The organism is Microbacterium sp. SL62 (genome assembly GCF_026672635.1).
In the GTDB taxonomy this organism is placed as follows: Bacteria; Actinomycetota; Actinomycetes; order Actinomycetales; family Microbacteriaceae; genus Microbacterium; species Microbacterium testaceum_A.
On sequence record NZ_JAPPRM010000001.1, the window covers coordinates 797,611 to 813,966 of the forward strand.

At 70.6% G+C, this 16,356-nt stretch carries 16 protein-coding genes; 10 read left to right on the plus strand and 6 right to left on the minus strand.

The window, feature by feature from the left end:
• Positions 1–50: 50 nt before the first annotated feature.
• On the minus strand, positions 51–1,016 hold the full coding sequence (locus tag OVA26_RS03735) for a phosphoribosylaminoimidazolesuccinocarboxamide synthase (RefSeq protein ID WP_268104858.1): 966 nt from the start codon (positions 1,014–1,016) through the stop codon (positions 51–53).
• 79 nt (positions 1,017–1,095) lie between these two features.
• Here OVA26_RS03735 and OVA26_RS03740 point away from each other — a divergent pair, with 79 nt between their 5' ends.
• The 5 genes from OVA26_RS03740 to OVA26_RS03760 all read left to right on the plus strand — a co-directional run bounded on the left by OVA26_RS03740 (position 1,096) and on the right by OVA26_RS03760 (position 7,461).
• Positions 1,096–2,847 carry a BCCT family transporter gene (locus tag OVA26_RS03740; RefSeq protein ID WP_268103052.1) on the plus strand — a complete coding sequence of 584 codons (1,752 nt, stop codon included), beginning with the start codon at positions 1,096–1,098 and terminating at the stop codon, positions 2,845–2,847.
• A 230-nt stretch (positions 2,848–3,077) separates the two neighbouring features.
• Positions 3,078–3,701: a PadR family transcriptional regulator gene (locus tag OVA26_RS03745; protein ID WP_268103053.1), complete on the plus strand. Its 624-nt coding sequence runs from the start codon at positions 3,078–3,080 to the stop codon at positions 3,699–3,701.
• A complete protein-coding gene (locus OVA26_RS03750; protein WP_268103054.1) occupies positions 3,698–5,254 on the plus strand; it encodes a DHA2 family efflux MFS transporter permease subunit in 1,557 nt (518 codons plus the stop codon). Before OVA26_RS03745 ends, OVA26_RS03750 begins: the two co-directional genes overlap by 4 nt.
• A 149-nt stretch (positions 5,255–5,403) precedes the next feature.
• Positions 5,404–5,817, plus strand: coding sequence for a hypothetical protein (locus tag OVA26_RS03755; protein ID WP_268103055.1), 414 nt, complete (start codon positions 5,404–5,406; stop codon positions 5,815–5,817).
• A gap of 396 nt (positions 5,818–6,213) precedes the next feature.
• Positions 6,214–7,461 carry an ice-binding family protein gene (locus tag OVA26_RS03760; RefSeq protein ID WP_268103056.1) on the plus strand — a complete coding sequence of 416 codons (1,248 nt, stop codon included), beginning with the start codon at positions 6,214–6,216 and terminating at the stop codon, positions 7,459–7,461.
• A 253-nt stretch (positions 7,462–7,714) separates the two neighbouring features.
• Here the strand turns inward: OVA26_RS03760 and OVA26_RS03765 are convergent, their stop codons facing one another.
• The 4 genes from OVA26_RS03765 to purD form a co-directional block, all read right to left on the minus strand.
• Positions 7,715–8,224: a hypothetical protein gene (locus tag OVA26_RS03765; protein ID WP_268103057.1), complete on the minus strand. Its 510-nt coding sequence runs from the start codon at positions 8,222–8,224 to the stop codon at positions 7,715–7,717.
• Positions 8,224–8,814: a class I SAM-dependent methyltransferase gene (locus OVA26_RS03770; RefSeq protein WP_268103059.1), complete on the minus strand. Its 591-nt coding sequence runs from the start codon at positions 8,812–8,814 to the stop codon at positions 8,224–8,226. The genes OVA26_RS03765 and OVA26_RS03770 overlap by 1 nt, the downstream gene beginning before the upstream one ends.
• 9 nt (positions 8,815–8,823) lie before the next feature.
• Complete coding sequence (locus OVA26_RS03775) at positions 8,824–9,165, minus strand: hypothetical protein (protein WP_268103060.1); 342 nt, start codon at positions 9,163–9,165, stop codon at positions 8,824–8,826.
• 92 nt (positions 9,166–9,257) lie between these two features.
• Complete coding sequence (gene purD, locus OVA26_RS03780) at positions 9,258–10,529, minus strand: phosphoribosylamine--glycine ligase (protein ID WP_268103061.1); 1,272 nt, start codon at positions 10,527–10,529, stop codon at positions 9,258–9,260.
• A 288-nt stretch (positions 10,530–10,817) separates the two neighbouring features.
• Between purD and OVA26_RS03785 the strand changes: the two genes are divergently transcribed.
• Together OVA26_RS03785 and OVA26_RS03790 are read left to right on the plus strand one after the other, a co-directional pair.
• Positions 10,818–11,174 carry a sterol carrier family protein gene (locus OVA26_RS03785; protein WP_268103062.1) on the plus strand — a complete coding sequence of 119 codons (357 nt, stop codon included), beginning with the start codon at positions 10,818–10,820 and terminating at the stop codon, positions 11,172–11,174.
• 232 nt (positions 11,175–11,406) lie between these two features.
• Positions 11,407–11,742, plus strand: a complete 336-nt coding sequence (locus OVA26_RS03790) for a potassium transporter Trk (RefSeq protein ID WP_268103063.1) — start codon at positions 11,407–11,409, stop codon at positions 11,740–11,742.
• Between the two features lie 15 nt (positions 11,743–11,757).
• On the opposite strand, the gene OVA26_RS03795 is transcribed toward OVA26_RS03790, so the two are convergent.
• Positions 11,758–12,369, minus strand: a complete 612-nt coding sequence (locus tag OVA26_RS03795) for a zinc-binding alcohol dehydrogenase (RefSeq protein ID WP_268103064.1) — start codon at positions 12,367–12,369, stop codon at positions 11,758–11,760.
• Positions 12,370–12,461: 92 nt separating this feature from the next.
• Here OVA26_RS03795 and purM point away from each other — a divergent pair, with 92 nt between their 5' ends.
• Genes purM through OVA26_RS03810 form a run of 3 tightly spaced genes read left to right on the plus strand, consistent with a single transcriptional unit; the run spans position 12,462 to position 16,300 of the window.
• The gene (gene purM, locus OVA26_RS03800) at positions 12,462–13,604 is read left to right on the plus strand and encodes a phosphoribosylformylglycinamidine cyclo-ligase (RefSeq protein ID WP_268103065.1); all 1,143 of its coding nucleotides are present in this window, start codon (positions 12,462–12,464) and stop codon (positions 13,602–13,604) included.
• Positions 13,605–13,610: 6 nt separating this feature from the next.
• Positions 13,611–15,086: an amidophosphoribosyltransferase gene (purF, locus tag OVA26_RS03805; protein WP_268103067.1), complete on the plus strand. Its 1,476-nt coding sequence runs from the start codon at positions 13,611–13,613 to the stop codon at positions 15,084–15,086.
• Positions 15,083–16,300, plus strand: coding sequence for an MFS transporter (locus tag OVA26_RS03810; protein WP_268103068.1), 1,218 nt, complete (start codon positions 15,083–15,085; stop codon positions 16,298–16,300). Before purF ends, OVA26_RS03810 begins: the two co-directional genes overlap by 4 nt.
• The last annotated feature ends 56 nt before the right edge of the window (positions 16,301–16,356 follow it).

Genomic DNA, 16,356 nt, shown 5'->3' on the forward strand with positions numbered 1-16,356 from the left:
AGGATGCGGTGCGGTTTCGGCGAACGGATGCGGTTTCGAGAGAGGGCGGGTCAGACGCCGGTCAGCAGACGCAGCAGCGTCGCGTAGCGCTCGCGCGTGCGCTCGACAATCTCGTCGGGAAGGACGGGCGGCTCGCCCTGCTTGTCCCAGTTCGCGGCGAGCCAGTTGCGCACGATCTGCTTGTCGAAGCTCGCCATGCGCTCGGCGGGCGTGGATCCGGTGCGCCAGGCCTCGGCGTCCCAGTATCGCGAGGAATCCGACGTGAGCACCTCGTCGGCGAGCGTCAGCAGGCCGTCGGAGTCGTAGCCGAACTCGAACTTCGTGTCGGCGAGGATCAGCCCACGGGCCTCCGCCGTCGCGGACGCACGACGGTAGATCTCGAGCGACAGGTCGCGCAGGGCGGTGGCCGTCTCGACCCCGACGAGCTCGACCGAGCGCTCGAAGGTGATGTTCTCGTCGTGCTCGCCCATCGGCGCCTTGAAGGCGGGGGTGTAGAGCGGTTCCGGCAGGCGATCGCCGTCGGTCAGGCCCTCGGGCAGAGGGATGCCGCAGACCGTGCCCTCCGCCTGATACTCGGCCCAGCCCGAGCCGGTGAGGTAGCCGCGCACGACGCACTCGATCGGCTGCATGTCGATGGACCGGACGAGCATCGAGCGCCCCTGCACGGCATCCGGGATCAAGGACACCGGGTCGTCGCCCCGCAGTGCGTGGTCGGCCGCCAGGTGGTTGGGGAGGGAACGGCCGCCATCGGCGCCGGCGAGCTGGTCGAACCACCACAGGCTGAGGGTGGTCAGCAGTTCGCCCTTGTCCGGGATGCCGGGGGAGAGGACCTGGTCGAAGGCGCTCACGCGGTCGCTGGCGACGACGAGGAGGTGCGCGGGGGCCTCGCCCTCGACGGTGTCCGAGGGTACGTAGAGGTCGCGCACCTTGCCGGAGTAGACGTGGCGCCAGCCGGGAAGCTCGAGCGGGGGAGCGGAGGTCACCCGCTCATTATCGCGGGTGCGCGCGCCCCGCATCGACGCGGATTCTGTCATACCGCTTTCGCGAGCGCCTGCCCCCCCGGTCGCGACGACCCACCTGACTACCCTCGGGGGAATGACCGATGACACCCCCGGACCCGCGGTCGCCATCGACCCCCACGCGGGCAGCAGCCACAAGACGATTCGCGGCTGGGTCTTCTGGCCTGCCGCGGGCATCGCCCTCGCGTTCATCGCCTTCGCGTTGTTCTTCCCCGCGGCCGCCGAAGCCACCTTCGCCTCGGTGCAGACCTTCATCGTGTCGACCTTCAACTGGTACTACGTGCTGATCGCGGCGTTCTTCGTCGCCTTCGCGCTCGCGATGGGCTTCAGCCGCTTCGGCAATATCAAGCTCGGGCAGGACGACGACGAGCCGGAGTTCTCGACGATCTCGTGGTTCTCTCTCTTGTTCGCCGCCGGCATGGGTATCGGCCTGGTCTTCTACGGGGTGAGTGAGCCGCTGAGCCACTTCGTCTCGCCCCGCCCCGGTGTCGAGGGCACTCCCGCCGAGCTCGCGCAGCAGGCGATGTCGCAGACCTTCCTGCACTGGGGCGTGCACGCGTGGTCGATCTACGTCGTGCTCGGTCTCGCGCTCGCCTACGCCTTCCACCGCCGTCGTCGGCCGCGCACGATCCGCTGGGCTCTCGAGCCGATCCTGGGTGCGCGTCTGGTCCAGGGCGGGTGGGGCAACGCGATCGATGTCGCCGCCCTCGTCGGCACGCTGTTCGGTGTCGCCACCTCGCTCGGCCTGGGCGTCATCCAGATCAGCGCGGGCCTCGACTTCCTCGGCGTCGTCCCGCCCAGCATCATCAGCCAGGCGATCATCATCGGCATCATCACCGGGTTCGTCCTCTTCTCACTCTTGTCCGGCGTCGGCAAGGGCATGAAGTGGCTCTCGAACATCAACCTCGTGCTCGCGGGTCTCCTCATGCTGTTCCTGCTGTTCTCCGGTCCGACGGAGTTCCTGCTGCGCGACGTGGTGCAGTCGATCGGCAACTACATCCAGAGCTTCGTCGGGCTCTCTTTCACCGTCAGCGCCTACGCGGGCGATGACGGTGTCGCCTGGCAGGGCGCGTGGACGGCGTTCTACTGGGGCTGGTGGATCTCGTGGGCGCCCTTCGTCGGCATCTTCATCGCGCGCATCTCGCGGGGTCGTACCGTGCGCGAGTTCGTGGTCGGCGTCATCCTCGTTCCGACCCTCGTCGGCATCCTGTGGTTCACGGTGCTCGGTGGCACCGCGATCTACGGCGAGCTCACGGGCACAGCGACCTACACCGGGCCCGACGGGTCGGTCGATGTGTCGACAGCTCTCTTCCAGATGCTCGAGAACGTCCCGGCATCCGGGATCTTGATCGTCGGCTTCCTCATCCTCATCGCGGTGTTCTTCGTGACGTCCGCCGACTCCGGTGCCCTGGTGATGAGCATGATCGCCACCGGCGGCGAAGAGGAGCCCAAGAACTGGGTGCGCGTGTTCTTCGCCCTCGCCACCGCGGTGATCGCGTTCGCCCTGCTCATCGCGGGTGGTCTGAACGCCCTGCAGACCGCGGCGATCAGCATCGCCCTGCCCTTCAGCGTCGTGCTGCTCGCGATCTGCTGGGCCACGGTCGTGGCGTTCCGCCGCGAGATGAAGGCGTACGACAAGGCCGAACGGGCGCAGCTGCGCGACTCGATCGGCGAGCACTACGGCCTCGAGGTCGAAGAGCCCAACCAGCGTGGAATCTTCGGCATCCCGGTGCGCTGGCGTCAGCGTCGAGCGGTGACGGCGTCGGCAGAGAGCCGGACCGAAGCGGACGAGCCTGCTGAGGTCGCGAACGACTCCTCGTCGGCCTGAGTCCCGGCATCCGGAACCTGTCCCGAGCACGCCGCGCCCTGACCGGGTGCGGCGTGCTCTGCGTCGGGCGCACGCCCTCCCCGCCGTCGGGCGTCCGCGGGGTGACCGACCCCTCGCGGCGAGGCGGAGGTCCGTCGGACACCCGATGTTCATCCGTACGGGTTCGCGAAGCGTGGCGAGACCGCGTATAGTCCACGTGGACTAGTCGACACGGACCATGAGGAGGGCGGATGCCGGAGACCAGCCGCCTCACCCCCGTCGCCGTCATGATCCTGGCCACGCTCCGCGAGGCCGACATGCACACCTACGAGCTCGTGCGCTTGCTGAAGGAACGCCGAGACGACCGGCTCGTTCCGTTGCAGAAGGGCACGATCTACCACACGGTCGCCCGCCTCGAACGTGACGGGCTCCTGGCCGAAGCCGGCATTGATCGCGACGGCAATCGTCCGGAACGCACCACCTACACGATCCTGGATGCCGGCCATCGGGCCCTCGAGGAATGGGTGCGCGCCGAACTACCCCGCATCGACAGGCCGAGCGAGTTCCGCGTCGCCCTCTCCGAAGCCCACAACCTCGAGCGCGCCGAGGTCATCGACCTGCTCGACCAGCGACGCGCGCAGCTGGTCGCCTCCGTCGAGGAGCATCACGACGGGCTGACCGCCGCGGCCGAGCGCGAGACCCCCGAACAATTCCTCATCGAGCTGCGGCGCCAATCCGCCCTGCTCGCCGCCGAACTCGCGTGGCAGGACTCCCTGCGTGCGCGCCTCGCCGATCGCTCCCTCGCCTGGGGCATCGCCGAAATCCCCGAACACATCAAGAAGAAGCACCGCGTCTCAAAGGAGACCACCCCATGACCGACTCCCGCGCCGCCTCCGCGGCATCCACTACCGGATCCCACAAGACCCACGAACGCAGCCCTTGGCCGGCCCTCTGGGCCTTGGTCATCGGCTTCTTCATGATCCTGGTCGACACCACGATCGTCTCGGTCGCGAACCCCGCGATCAAGGCGGCCCTCGACCCGAACACGAACAACCTCGACAACGTCGTGTGGGTCACCAGCGCCTACCTGCTGACGTACGCGGTCCCGCTGCTGATCACCGGCCGTCTCGGCGACCGCTTCGGCCCGAAGAACATCTACCTCACGGGCCTCGCGCTCTTCACGCTCGCCTCGCTCGCGTGCGGTCTGGCGCCCTCCCTCGAGGTGCTGATCGTCGCCCGCGCCGTGCAGGGCCTCGGTGCCGCGCTGATGACGCCGCAGACCATGGCCGTCATCACCCGCACCTTCCCGCCGCAGAACCGCGGCGCGGCCATGGGCCTGTGGGGTGCGACCGCCGGTGTCGCCACCCTCGTCGGCCCCCTCGCGGGCGGCCTGCTCGTGGACGGCCTCGGGTGGGAGTGGATCTTCTTCATCAACATCCCCGTCGGCATCATCGGCTTCATCGCCGCCGTCATCCTCGTGCCGCAGTTGCCGCGCACCGCGCACAAGTTCGACATCCTCGGCGTCGTCCTCAGCGCCGTCGGACTCTTCCTCATCGTGTTCGGCCTGCAAGAGGGCGAGCACTACTCGTGGGCCGCGTGGATCTGGGCGATGGTCGCTGCGGGTGTCGTCGTCATGGCGCTGTTCGTCTGGACGCAGGCGCGCAGCAAGGGCGAGCCGCTCGTTCCGCTCGCGCTGTTCCGCGACCGCAATTTCTCGATCGCCAACCTCGCGATCGCCGCGGTCGGCTTCACCGTGACGAGCATGGCGCTGCCGCAGATGTTCTACCTGCAGCTCGCCCGCGGTCTCACCCCGACCGAGTCGGCGCTGCTGCTCGTGCCGCTCGCGATCCTGTCGGGCGTGCTCGCCCCCTTCGCGGGCAAGCTGCTCGACCGCACCGACCCGCGCTTCCTGCTCGTGCCGGGACTCCTGCTGGTCGGCGGCTCGCTGGGGCTGTACGTGGCGCTCATCCTGAACGACGCCCCGATCTGGATGTTCCTTATCCCCTCCGTCTTCATGGGTATCGGAAACGCCGGCATGTGGGGGCCGCTCGCCACCACTGCGACGCGCAACCTGCCGCCGCGTCAGGCGGGCGCGGGCGCCGGCATCTACAACACGACCCGCACCGTCGGATCGGTCATCGGCTCGGCATCCATCGCCGCGTTCATGCAGGCGCGCCTCGAGGCGAACCTGCCGGGAGCCGCGGACGCGTCCGCGAGCTTCGGTGGCGGGGAACTGCCGCCGCAGGTCGTCACCGGCTTCTCGCAGGCCATGGGCGAGTCGCTCACCCTGCCGATCATCGTGATCGCCCTGGGCCTGGTCGCGGTGCTGTTCATGCGTCGGCCGTCGATGATCCGGCCGCACGGCGCTCCGCGCGACGCGGCCCCGTCCCAGGCGGCACAGGCGGCTCCCGCCGCGGCGGGGGAGTAACCCGCGCGATCGAACGCCGTCGTCCCTCCGCGGGGCGGCGGCGTTCGGCGTTTCATCGGGAGGGATGCATCGTAGATGCCGCGGACTCGATCCTGCGCACGGGAAGGGGCTTCTGCTCGCGATGCGAGGATGCGCGGCAGGATGGGGGGATGGCTCGGCAGCGCGTCCTTCCTCACCGTCCGCGCACGACCGTGACGATGCACGAGGGCGATGTCATCGCGGTTTCGCTCGACGACTCCGCGTGGGGCGCGCTGCACGTCGTGTCGCTTCGGCGCTCGGGTCCGGTGAGTCGGTCGGCGTTCGTCGCCGGTGTACTGCCGTGGCGCGGGGAGGCTCCGCCGCGTGCGAGCGACGTGGAGGGGCTTCCCGTCGTCGCGCAGGCCCTCCTGGGGAAGGAGCTGTTCGCCGACGGTCTGCTCGAGATCGTGGCGAACACTCCCGTCGTTCCGACATCGCTGCCGAACAACTTCACCGACAGCGGCGTCATCGGTGCCCGCCTCACTGTCTGGGGGTGGCGCGCCGCGATCGATCAGGTGCGCGCCTGGCGACCTTCGCCGGACTGAGCGAACCGCACCGGGCGGTGTGCGCGAGGCACCGCGACGGATCATCGCCGACATTGCTTCCCCGGCAACCACGGCACCCGACCGGTGCGGAGTTGGGGGGCGCACCGGCCGGGCGGTCTCGAGGTCCGCATCGCGGAACACTGCGGAGACGAGGCGACGGGGCGTTTCGTCACGCCGCGGTGGGAAATTTCTCGGTGATCCGGCGTCTGCGCCGTCGGGACCCCGCGTCAGGTACGCCCTGGAGACTTCGAACGGGGACGAAGCTGGCAGTTGGTCGCCAATGTCGGCGCATCCGCCTATGAAGAAGCTGGGAGGCCCATACTTCGAAGACCGGAGATCATGCGCACGTCGTCGATGTTCGCCAAGTGCCTTTCCGTCATCAGACAGGGGCCTCTCATGGCCACGTCCCGTTTTCTCCGCCCCCTCACTCTCGCCGCCACCGGTGTCGGCCTCGCAGCAGCCATGGGGGTCGCGTTGATCTCCCCCGCCTCGGCCGCGACCGTCATCGATGGCCCGGTCGATCTCGGTACCGCCAGCACCTACGGAGTGCTCGGTGCCAGCGCCGTCACGAACACCGGTCCCACCCTCGTCAACGGCGACCTGGGACTGTCCCCCGGGACGTCCGTCACCGGCTTCGGCGGCCCCACGGAGGGCGTGGTCAACGGCACCGTCCACCAGACCGATGCCGCGGCCGCGCAGGCGCAGCGGGACGCTCTGACGGCGTACGGCACCGCGGCCTCGCTGACGCCGACCCGCACGGGACTCGATGAGCTCAACGGGCTCTCGCTGTCGCCGGGCGTCTACTCCGGTGGCACTCTCGCCCTCGCCGACACGGGCGCTCTGACCCTCGCCGGAGACGCGAACTCGGTGTGGGTCTTCCAGGCGGCATCCACTCTCACGATCGGATCCGGCAGCCGGATCACGATCACCGGCGGAGCGAGCTCGTGCAACGTGTTCTGGCAGGTGGGCAGTTCGGCCACCCTCGGTACCGCCGCGGACTTCCAGGGAACGGTGCTGGCACAGCAGTCCGTCACCGCGACCACCGGCGCAACCGTCCAGGGCCGCCTCATCGCTCAGAACGGTGCGGTGACCCTCGACACCAACACCATCAGCGCGTCCACCGGTTGTCCTCCTCCCGGCACGGTGTCCGAGACGACCGCACCGACCATCACCTCGCCCCCGCCGGGCGACGCGACCGTCGGTGAGGGCTACACCGCGACCATCACCGCCGCGGGAAATCCCACACCGACCGTCACCGTGACCGGGCTGCCTGATGGCCTCGTCTTCGACGGCAGCACCGGCGTCATCTCGGGCACGCCCACGACCCCCGGCGACTACGTCGTGGTCATCACCGCGTCGAACGGCACCTCGTCCGACGCGACGCAGACCGTCACCCTCGTCGTCGGTCAGCCTGCCCCCGCGCCCAGCCCTTCACCGTCTTCGCCCGGCGCGAGTCCGGCACCGTCGGCATCCACTCCGGCGGCTGGAAACGCGACTCCGCCCCCGGGCACCCGTGCGAACACTCCCGGCGGACTCGCCGTCACGGGTAGCGATCCGACGATGGCGATGACGCTCGCCGGCGGGTTGCTCGCCGCAGGGCTCGCGGTCGTCGTCATCGCCCGCCGCCGCGCGCGCCGCTCCTGATCGATTCCCCACGAACGCGAGGCCGGTGACCCTGAGGGGTTACCGGCCTCGAGCCTTTTGTGCAGGGTGAGAGGACGTCCATCACGCATCTCCCGCCGTCCTCAGCGGGACGCCGGGGTGATCCAGCTTGACCGCGACGTGTCCTGCCATGTGATCGAGACGCGGTGGGAGTCCGCGTTCGACTTTGCCGAAGCCCGCGAGACGGGTCCGCCGGCCGAGAAGCGCATCTGTGGTCGCCGTTGTCGCCGTGGGCTCAGCCGTCGAACGCGTCGCGCCGGACGAAGGCCGCGTCGTCGGGCAGTTGCTCGACGAGATCCGGCGGGCACTCGGTGCCCAGTTCGCGGGTCGTCGTCGCGGGCGTCCGGCCGAACGTCGCGGTCACGTCCCAGCAGCTGTAGACCTCACTCGGACCGTTGTAGAGCCCGCCGCCATCGCGGGGGAGGTCCGGCCGGGGACCCGACGAAAGGAAGACGGAGAAGGTAGCGGTGGGCCCGACGATGTGCAGGTCGTAGACGACCATCGCGCCTTCGCGGACATCGGGTGGTGTCTGTCCCATGCGATCCCACGCGGCATTCCGGAGCCCCGTGAGCACGGTCCCGGTCTCGCGCTGCGAGACATCGAGGAGCGCCCCCACCTTCTCGTGCGCCATCGTCTGCCGCCAGAGCACCGCGTCGACGTCCTGGCGCCCCCTCTCCGAGGAGCACCCCGCGAGCCCCAGGACCACGGCGCTCAGCCCGAGCGCGACAACACTCCGCGCCCGCATCACGCCCGCCGCTCGCAGAGCAGCGCCCCCACCGGCCGGGCTCCGCGCGTCTCGCGCGTCTGGGTCTCGACGATGTCGAACCCCGCGGCATCCGCTCTCCGCCCCAGCTCGGCGGCGGGCCAGCGATAGCCGCGGATGACGGCGTGGTCGAACGTCTCGATTCTTTCTCCGACGAAGAACCCGAGCAGCAGTCGCCCGCCCGGGCGGAGCGTTCGAGCGAACTCCCGCAGCGGGACGTCGACGCGAGCGGGCTCGTGATGGATCGTCGAGAACCACGACAGGATGCCGCCGAGCCCACCGTCCTCCACCTCGAGCTCGTCGATCGAGCCGAGATCGAACCGGATGCCGGAATGAGCCGCTCGCGCGTGCGAGATGAACCGCGGCGCCAGATCGACGCCCCGCACGTCGAGGCCGAGGCCCGCCAGGTGCCCGGTCCAGTGGCCGGGGCCGCAGCCGGCGTCGAGCACGGAGCCGGTGACGGTGGCAGCCCAGGCCTCGACGATGCTCCGGTCGACCGGGTGAACGGCATCCATCGTTCCGAGGGCGTCGATGTACTCGTCGGCCCGGGCGTCGTAGGCGGTCGAACTCATCGGTAGAGGCTACGGCGTGATCGCGTCGACGAAGGACCGCGCTTCGTCGATGAGCTGACCCCAGCGGTCGGCCCCGGTCTCGATCGGAACCTCGGCCCATTCACGCAACGGCCGCCCGCGCATGACCAGGGGGCCGGCGATCCCCTCGTCGACGATCTCGCCGACCCGCTCCTCGGGCAGTTTCACGACGAGCGAGCCGCTGTGGACGACGAACGCGAAGACCTTCTCGCGGATGCGCAGCCCCTCGGTGCCGAAGATCCGCCCGATGTCGACGCCCGGCAGGTCGCACTGGCGTTCGGCGATCGGGTCGAAGATCTCATGGCCCCGCGCCATGGCATCCCTGTCGACCATGGCCCACACGCTAGCGCCGCGCGCGGCCCGGGTCGAGCACGAAGCGGTTCGCCGAGGGGGCGACCGCGGGTCGGCGGAACGGGTCGGGCCCGTCAGCCCTGGGCCACGCGCGCGGCGATGTCGGTGCGGTACTGCCCGCCCTCGAGCCCGATGCGCTCGAGCCCGGCGTAGGCCGCCTCGCGCGCTTCGCCGAACGTCGTGCCGGTGGCGACGACGCTCAGCACGCGCCCACCCGTCGCGACGAGCTCGCCGTCGCGCAGTGCCGTCGCGGCGTGGGCGACGTGGACGCCGTCGACCTCTTCGGCTTCGTCGATCCCGGTCAGCACGCGACCGGTGAGGGGCGCCTCGGGGTACCCCTCGCTCGCGAGCACGACCGTGACCGCGGTCGCCTCGGCGAAAGCGGGACGCGGCTGATCCTCGAGCGTGCCTGAAGCCGCCGCCAGCAGGAGGCGGGATAGGGGGTCGATCAGACGCGGCAGGACGACCTGCGTCTCGGGGTCGCCGAAACGGGCGTTGAACTCGATGACCTTCACACCCTGCTCGGTCAGGATGAGCCCCGCGTAGAGGAGTCCGATGAAGGGGGTGCCCTCGGCATCCATCTGGCGGATCACGGGCTCGGCGATGTCGCGCGTGACCTGTGCCACGAACTCGTCCTCGCCGCCGAAGCGCTCGGTCAGCCAGGGGAGGGGCGAGTACGCCCCCATGCCGCCGGTGTTGGGGCCCTCGTCGCCGTTGCGCAGGCGCTTGAAGTCCTGAGCGGGGCTGAGGGGAGCGACGTGGTCGCCGTCGCTGAGGAAGAAGAGCGAGACCTCGGGGCCCGAGAGGAACTCCTCGATCAGCACGGCCCCGCTCGGAAGGTAGCTTTCGGCGTGAGCCAGCGCCGCCGCACGGTCGGAGGTCACGATGACGCCCTTGCCCGCGGCCAGGCCATCGGCCTTGACGACGTAGGGGGCGCCGAACCGGTCGAGGGCGGCTTCGACGGCGGCGGTGTCGTGCGCGCGGACCGATCCGCCGGTGGGGACGCCCGCGGCATCCATGATCCGCTTCGCGTAGGTCTTGGATCCCTCGAGCTGGGCCGCGGCCTTGCCCGGGCCGAACACGGGGATGCCGTGTGCGCGCAGCGGATCGGCGACGCCGGCGACCAGGGGAGCCTCGGGGCCGACGACGACGAGGTCGATCGCCTCGTTCTTCGCGAAGGTCAGGACGGCGGTGGGATCCATCGGGTCGACGTCGACGAGGTGCGCTTCGCGGGCGATTCCGGCGTTGCCGGGGGCGGCGAAGATCGCGTGCGACTCCTCTTCGGAGCGCAGCGCGAGGATGATGGCGTGCTCGCGCGCGCCCGAACCGAGGACCAGGATTCTCACGCGGACAGCCTACCGAGCGCGGGTTCGCCCCTTCGCGCCGCGGGCGCTACGCAGGACGCGCGGCCGTCTGGCCGCATCGGGCGGGCACGCTTGGCTTCGCAGGCGCACGTTCTCCTGCGTTGTGTCGCGGTGGGCCCCGAGGGAGGCGCCCCGACACAATGCAGGAGACCCGGCGACAGAGCGCGCCCCGGCCGGCGGTTCTCCCGTGTTCGCGCGCCGATCTCCTGCGTCGTGCCGCCACGCTCCGCGCGGCGCCCCCGCCACTGGCCCGCGGGTAGCGTGGATGCCATGCCTCCCCGCCGCATCGAGACCGGAGACGGCCGTGCCGCGCTCGCCGCGGTCGCTGCCGGAGACGCGCCGCGCCCGGCGACCGCCACGGCCGTGCGCTACCTGCTGCAGCTGCTCGTCGAGAAGGCCCCGGGCAACTCGGTCGAGATGCGCGTGCCGCCCTTCGGCGCGGTGCAGGTGATCGAGGGCCCCCGGCACACGCGCGGCACTCCGCCCAACGTGGTCGAGACCGATGCCGCAACCTGGATCGCCGTCGCGACCGGTCGAGAGAAGTGGGCGGATGCCGTGACCGCCGGCCGCATCGTCGCCTCGGGCGTGCGCGCCGACCTCAGCGCGTTGCTGCCGCTGCGGCCGTAGCCCGGGTCGCGGCATCCGCGGCTTTCCATCGAGGGCGCGCGATCCGCACGAGATCACACGAACGAGCCGTGCACCATCGCGCGGAGGGCGTTTCCCGGTGCAGTGAGCGTGTATCGCCATCAGGGCCCCGCCCCGGCCCCGCCCCCCGCCCGGCCCGCCCGCCCGCCGCCCCGCCCTCTCGACGCCGAGACAGAGCGACCCCGAAACGGTGCGGCGGTGGGACAATGGGCGTATGGCCGAGCAGCCCGCCCCCGAACGACCGTCCGCCGCGCGCGATGAGCGTCAGACGCTGACGGTCCGTCGCGCCCCGAAGTACGGCGTGTTCCTGGCGGCCGGGGCGTTCCTCGGCATCCTCGTCGCTCTCCTGCTCACCGTCTTCATCGACGGTTCCGACATCAGCCCGTACACGCAGGTCGTCTATTCGCAGATGCAGGTCTTCGGCTTCACCGCCCTGATCTTCGTCGTGCTGGGCGTCGCGGTGGGGGCGATCGTCGCCCTGATCTTCGAGCGCACCGTCGGCGGCCGGACCCGCCAGGTCACGGTCGAGCACGAGCAGCACGGCATCTGACCGGCACAGCGCCCCTCACGCCAGTTCGGCGATGATCGGGTGGATCGCGGTGTCGAAGGCGGCCACGTCGCCGCGCAGACCGTCCGTCACGGCCACGGTCAGCGAGCCGATCCACCACACGCCCCGCTGAGCCAGCGGGAGCACCTGCACGTTCAGCTCGAACGAGTGCGCGCGTCGCCCCACGGCCCGCTCGTGCGCGGCGATCGCGCTCGCGTAAGCGCGGTACGAGACCCCGGGTCGGGCGGCGGCCTCGCGGGCGTAGCGGTCGTGCGCGAGCCGGGCGAAGTCCACCGCGTCGTCGGCGTGCGCCCCGATGGCCGCACGCAGGGCGTCGGATCCTTCGACCGGCAGGGTGACGAGCGTGTCGAAACCGTCGATCAACTCGAGGGGAACGGGCGAGGGGTGCGCCTGCGGCTCCACCGTCATCGCCCAGTACTCGCGCCACTCGCGTTCGAGCTGGGCGTGCCGGGCATCCGTCCGCTCGTCCACCCACGGGGGCGGCACGCGACGCAGGGCGGGGAGCTCGTCGGGAGACCGGATGCCGAGGACCTGGCGCAGATAGAGCGCGACGAGCACCGTTTGCGCCGCGTCTTCGCGGATCACCCACTCCGGCTGACCGCCCGTCATGGCGTCATTGTAGGGACGGGGAGAGGCCTCGGGGTGGGCCTTGCGTCGCGGGCGCGGTGCCCGCGCGTGTTCGCCCCGGGTAGTCTGTTGCGGTGGCTTCCGCTCCCCACGAAAACCCGTACTCCGCCGCAGGCGTCGATACCGCCGCCGGAGATCTCGCCGTCGAACTGATGAAGTCGGCCGTGCGTCGCACGCACGGGCCCGAGGTGCTCGGCGGGGTCGGCGGCTTCGCCGGTCTCTTCGACGCCTCCGCGCTCCGCGACTACGCGCGCCCCCTGCTCGCGACCAGCACCGACGGCGTCGGCACGAAGGTCGCGATCGCGCAGGCGATCGACAAGCACGACACGATCGGCGAAGACCTCGTCGGCATGGTCGTCGACGACATCGTCGTGGTCGGTGCGCGTCCGCTGTTCATGACCGACTACATCGCGTGCGGCAAGGTCGTGCCCCAGCGCATCGCCGACATCGTCGCGGGCATCGCGCGCGGCTGCGCGATGACCGGCACGGCGCTGGTCGGCGGCGAGACCGCCGAACACCCCGGCCTGCTGGGAATCGACGACTACGACGTCGCGGGCGCGGCGACCGGCGTGGTCGAGGCCGATCGCATCCTCGGCGCCGATCGCGTGCGCAGCGGCGACGTCGTGCTGGCGCTGGCCTCGAGCGGCCTGCACTCCAACGGCTACTCGCTCGTGCGTCACATCATCACCGGCGCGGGCATCGCCTACGGCTCCGCCTCGGCCGAGCTCGGCGGCACGTGGGGCGAGGCGCTGCTCGAGCCCACGCGCCTGTACACCTCGCCGTTGCTGCGCCTGCTCGACGACGGGGCCGTGGGAACCGGCATCCACTCGCTCAGCCACGTCACGGGCGGCGGCATCGCGGCGAACCTCGCGCGCGTCCTGCCCCAGAACACGTGGGTCGACGTGGACCGCTCGACCTGGAGCCCGTCTCCGGTGTTCCGCGTGCTCGCCGACATGGGCGGTCTCGAGCTCACGGCGACCGAGGGCACCTGGAACCTCGGCATCGGCTTCCTCGCGGTCGTCGCCCCCGAGGTCGCCGACGCTGCGATCGCGGCGCTGCAGGCCGAGGGCATCGCCACGTGGCAGGTCGGCGTCGTGCGCGACGGAGCCCGCCCCGAAGGCGAGTACGAACAGGGCGCCAAGGGCGTCGACGGCGGCGCCGTGCGCCTGGTCGGAACCTACGCGGATGCCGGCACGCCGGCGAACGGAGCGAGCTAACTCCTCATGTGCGGCATCGTCGGCATGGCCGGGCAGGGCCCGGTCAACCAGGAGATCTACGACGCGCTCCTCCTCCTCCAGCACCGAGGCCAGGACTCGACGGGCATGGCCACGGCCGAGTCCAGCGGCGTCTTCCACATCCACAAGGCCCGCGGTCAGGTGCGCGAGGCCTTCCGCACGCGCGACATGCGCGCCCTGCTCGGCGACATCGGTCTCGGTCACGTGCGCTACGCCACCAAGGGCACCGCGTCGAACGAAGAAGAGGCCCAGCCCTTCTACGTCAACGCGCCCTACGGCATCGTGCTCGTGCACAACGGCAACCTCACGAACACGCGAGAGCTGACCACCGAGCTCTTCCACAAGGACCGTCGGCACCTGAACACCAGCAGCGACACCGAGCTGCTCGTGAACATCCTCGGCTCCGAGCTGCAGTCCGAGATCACCGGGCCCGACCTCGACCCCGCCCAGGTGTTCCGCGCGGTCGCCCGCGTGCACGAGCGCGTCGAGGGCTCGTACGCCTCGATCGCCCTCATCGCCGGTTACGGTCTGCTCGCGTTCCGCGACCCCTTCGGCATCCGTCCCCTCATCCTCGGCAAGCGGCCCGCAGCTCACGTGCCGGGCGGCGAGCCGCGCGACGAGTACATCGTGGCGTCCGAGTCGCTGGTGCTCGAGAACGCCGGCTTCGAGGTCGTGCGCGACGTGCTCCCCGGCGAAGCGGTGTTCATCACCCTCGACGGGACGCTGCACTCCCAGCAGTGCGCCGAGAACTCGACGCTCGCGCCGTGCTCGTTCGAGTACGTCTACCTCGCGCGCCCCGACTCGGTCATGAACGGCGTCTCGGTGTACGAGACGCGCCTGCGCATGGGCGAGCGCCTGGCCGACACGGTGGCGAAATACACCCCCGCGGGGACGATCGACGTGGTCATGCCGATCCCCGACTCCGCTCGTCCGGCCGCGATGCAGGTGGCCCGCAAGCTCGGCATCGAGTACCGCGAGGGCTTCTACAAGAACCGCTACGTCGGCCGCACCTTCATCATGCCGGGGCAGGCGGTGCGCAAGAAGAGCGTGCGCCAGAAGCTCAACGCCATGTCGACCGAGTTCCAGGGCAAGAACGTCCTGCTCGTCGACGACTCGATCGTCCGCGGCACGACGAGCCGCGAGATCATCCAGATGGCACGGGATGCCGGGGCCAAGAGCGTGACGTTCGCTTCGGCGGCCCCGCCGGTGCGCTACCCCCACGTGTACGGCATCAACATGCCCTCGCGCCACGAGCTCGTCGCCCACGGCCGCACGATCCCCGAGATCGCCGAAGAGCTCGGCTGCGACTACCTCGTGTACCAGGAGGTCGACGACCTCAAGGCGGCGATCATGGAGGGGACCGACCTGGTCGATCTCGACATGAGCTGCTTCGACGGCCGCTACGTCACGGGAACCGTGTCGGAGGAGTACCTCGCCTGGGTCGAGGGCAGCCAGGAGTCTTGACCCGCCGCAGCGCGGGAACCATCGCCCTCGCCGCCGCGGCGATCGTGCTGCTGGCGTTGACCCTGCGCATCGCGGTGGCCTCGCTGTCGCCGCTGCTGACGCGCATCGGCGAGGAGTTCCCGCTCCCGGCGGTGGTGGTGGGCCTGATCGGCATGGCTCCTCCGGTGGCGTTCGCGCTCGCCGGAATGGTGACGCCGGCCATCGAGCGGCGCCTGGGTCTCGAGCGCTCGGTGCTGATCGCCGCGATCACGGCCGCGGTCATGCTGGGGCTTCGTGCGGCGGCGGTGGACGCGTGGTCGCTCCTCGGGGCGACGGCCGGGGTGTTCGCGGCGGTGGGCGTCGCGAACGTGCTCCTCCCGACCGTGGTGAAGAAGTACTTCCCCGAGCGCATCGGGCTCATGACGACCGTCTACAGCACCGCGATGGCGGTGGCGACGTTCACGCCCCCGCTCGTCGCCGTGCCCCTCGCCGATGCCGTGGGGTGGCGCGGCTCGTTCGTGACGTGGGCCGTCGTGGCACTGGCCGCGGTCGCCCCCTGGGTCGCTCTGAACCTGCGTGCGCGGGCGTCGCGACGCGATGCGCTCGACGAGCCGCGCACGGCCGTGCTGTCGCGGCTCGTGGCTGTGCCGCAGACGTGGGCCCTCGTGATCACGTTCGGCGTGAACTCCTCGGTCGCCTACGGGATGTTCGCGTGGATGCCGCCCCTGCTCATCGACGTCGCCGGAGTGGATGCCGCGGAGGCCGGCGGACTGCTCGCGCTCTTCTCCTTCATGGGCCTGCCGGTGTCGCTCCTCGTGCCCCTGCTGGTGGCCCGGCTCGGCCGCACCACCCCGTTCTACGTGGTGGCGGTGGGGTGCGGGGTGACGGGGGTGCTGGGGCTGATCGTGGCTCCGGCGACCGCGACCGTGCTGTGGGTCGTGCTCATCGGCATCCCGCCCCTGATGTTCCCCCTCGCACTGGTGCTTTTCGGGCTGCGCACGCGCTCGCACGAGACGACGGTCGCCCTGAGCGGGTTCGTGCAGAGCGTGGGGTACGCCTTCGCCGCCCTGATGCCGCTGGCCATCGGACTGACGCACGAGGTGACCGGGGGCTGGATCGCGGGTCTCTCTCTTCTCGGCGTCGCTCTGCTGCTCGTCGTTCCCGCCGCGATCGTCATGGTGCGCCGCGAGAGCGTCGAAGAGGCGTGGGAACGTCGCACGGGCCTCACCTGGTGACGACGCAACGCGAACGAGGCCGAAGGGCGGCGACGGAAACGTCGCCGCCCTTCGGC

Excerpts from the sequence above, each read along its gene's own strand:
- OVA26_RS03755 (WP_268103055.1), top strand. The coding sequence starts at position 5,404 with ATGGCTCGGCAGCGCGTCCTTCCTCACCGTCCGCGCACGACCGTGACG.
- OVA26_RS03790 (WP_268103063.1), top strand. The coding sequence starts at position 11,407 with ATGGCCGAGCAGCCCGCCCCCGAACGACCGTCCGCCGCGCGCGATGAG.
- OVA26_RS03735 (WP_268104858.1), bottom strand. The coding sequence starts at position 1,016 with ATGCGGGGCGCGCGCACCCGCGATAATGAGCGGGTGACCTCCGCTCCC.
- OVA26_RS03760 (WP_268103056.1), top strand. The coding sequence starts at position 6,214 with ATGGCCACGTCCCGTTTTCTCCGCCCCCTCACTCTCGCCGCCACCGGT.
- OVA26_RS03795 (WP_268103064.1), bottom strand. The coding sequence starts at position 12,369 with ATGACGGGCGGTCAGCCGGAGTGGGTGATCCGCGAAGACGCGGCGCAA.
- OVA26_RS03750 (WP_268103054.1), top strand. The coding sequence starts at position 3,698 with ATGACCGACTCCCGCGCCGCCTCCGCGGCATCCACTACCGGATCCCAC.
- purF (WP_268103067.1), top strand. The coding sequence starts at position 13,611 with ATGTGCGGCATCGTCGGCATGGCCGGGCAGGGCCCGGTCAACCAGGAG.
- OVA26_RS03745 (WP_268103053.1), top strand. The coding sequence starts at position 3,078 with ATGCCGGAGACCAGCCGCCTCACCCCCGTCGCCGTCATGATCCTGGCC.
- OVA26_RS03770 (WP_268103059.1), bottom strand. The coding sequence starts at position 8,814 with ATGAGTTCGACCGCCTACGACGCCCGGGCCGACGAGTACATCGACGCC.
- OVA26_RS03775 (WP_268103060.1), bottom strand. The coding sequence starts at position 9,165 with ATGGTCGACAGGGATGCCATGGCGCGGGGCCATGAGATCTTCGACCCG.
- OVA26_RS03765 (WP_268103057.1), bottom strand. The coding sequence starts at position 8,224 with ATGCGGGCGCGGAGTGTTGTCGCGCTCGGGCTGAGCGCCGTGGTCCTG.
- OVA26_RS03740 (WP_268103052.1), top strand. The coding sequence starts at position 1,096 with ATGACCGATGACACCCCCGGACCCGCGGTCGCCATCGACCCCCACGCG.
- OVA26_RS03785 (WP_268103062.1), top strand. The coding sequence starts at position 10,818 with ATGCCTCCCCGCCGCATCGAGACCGGAGACGGCCGTGCCGCGCTCGCC.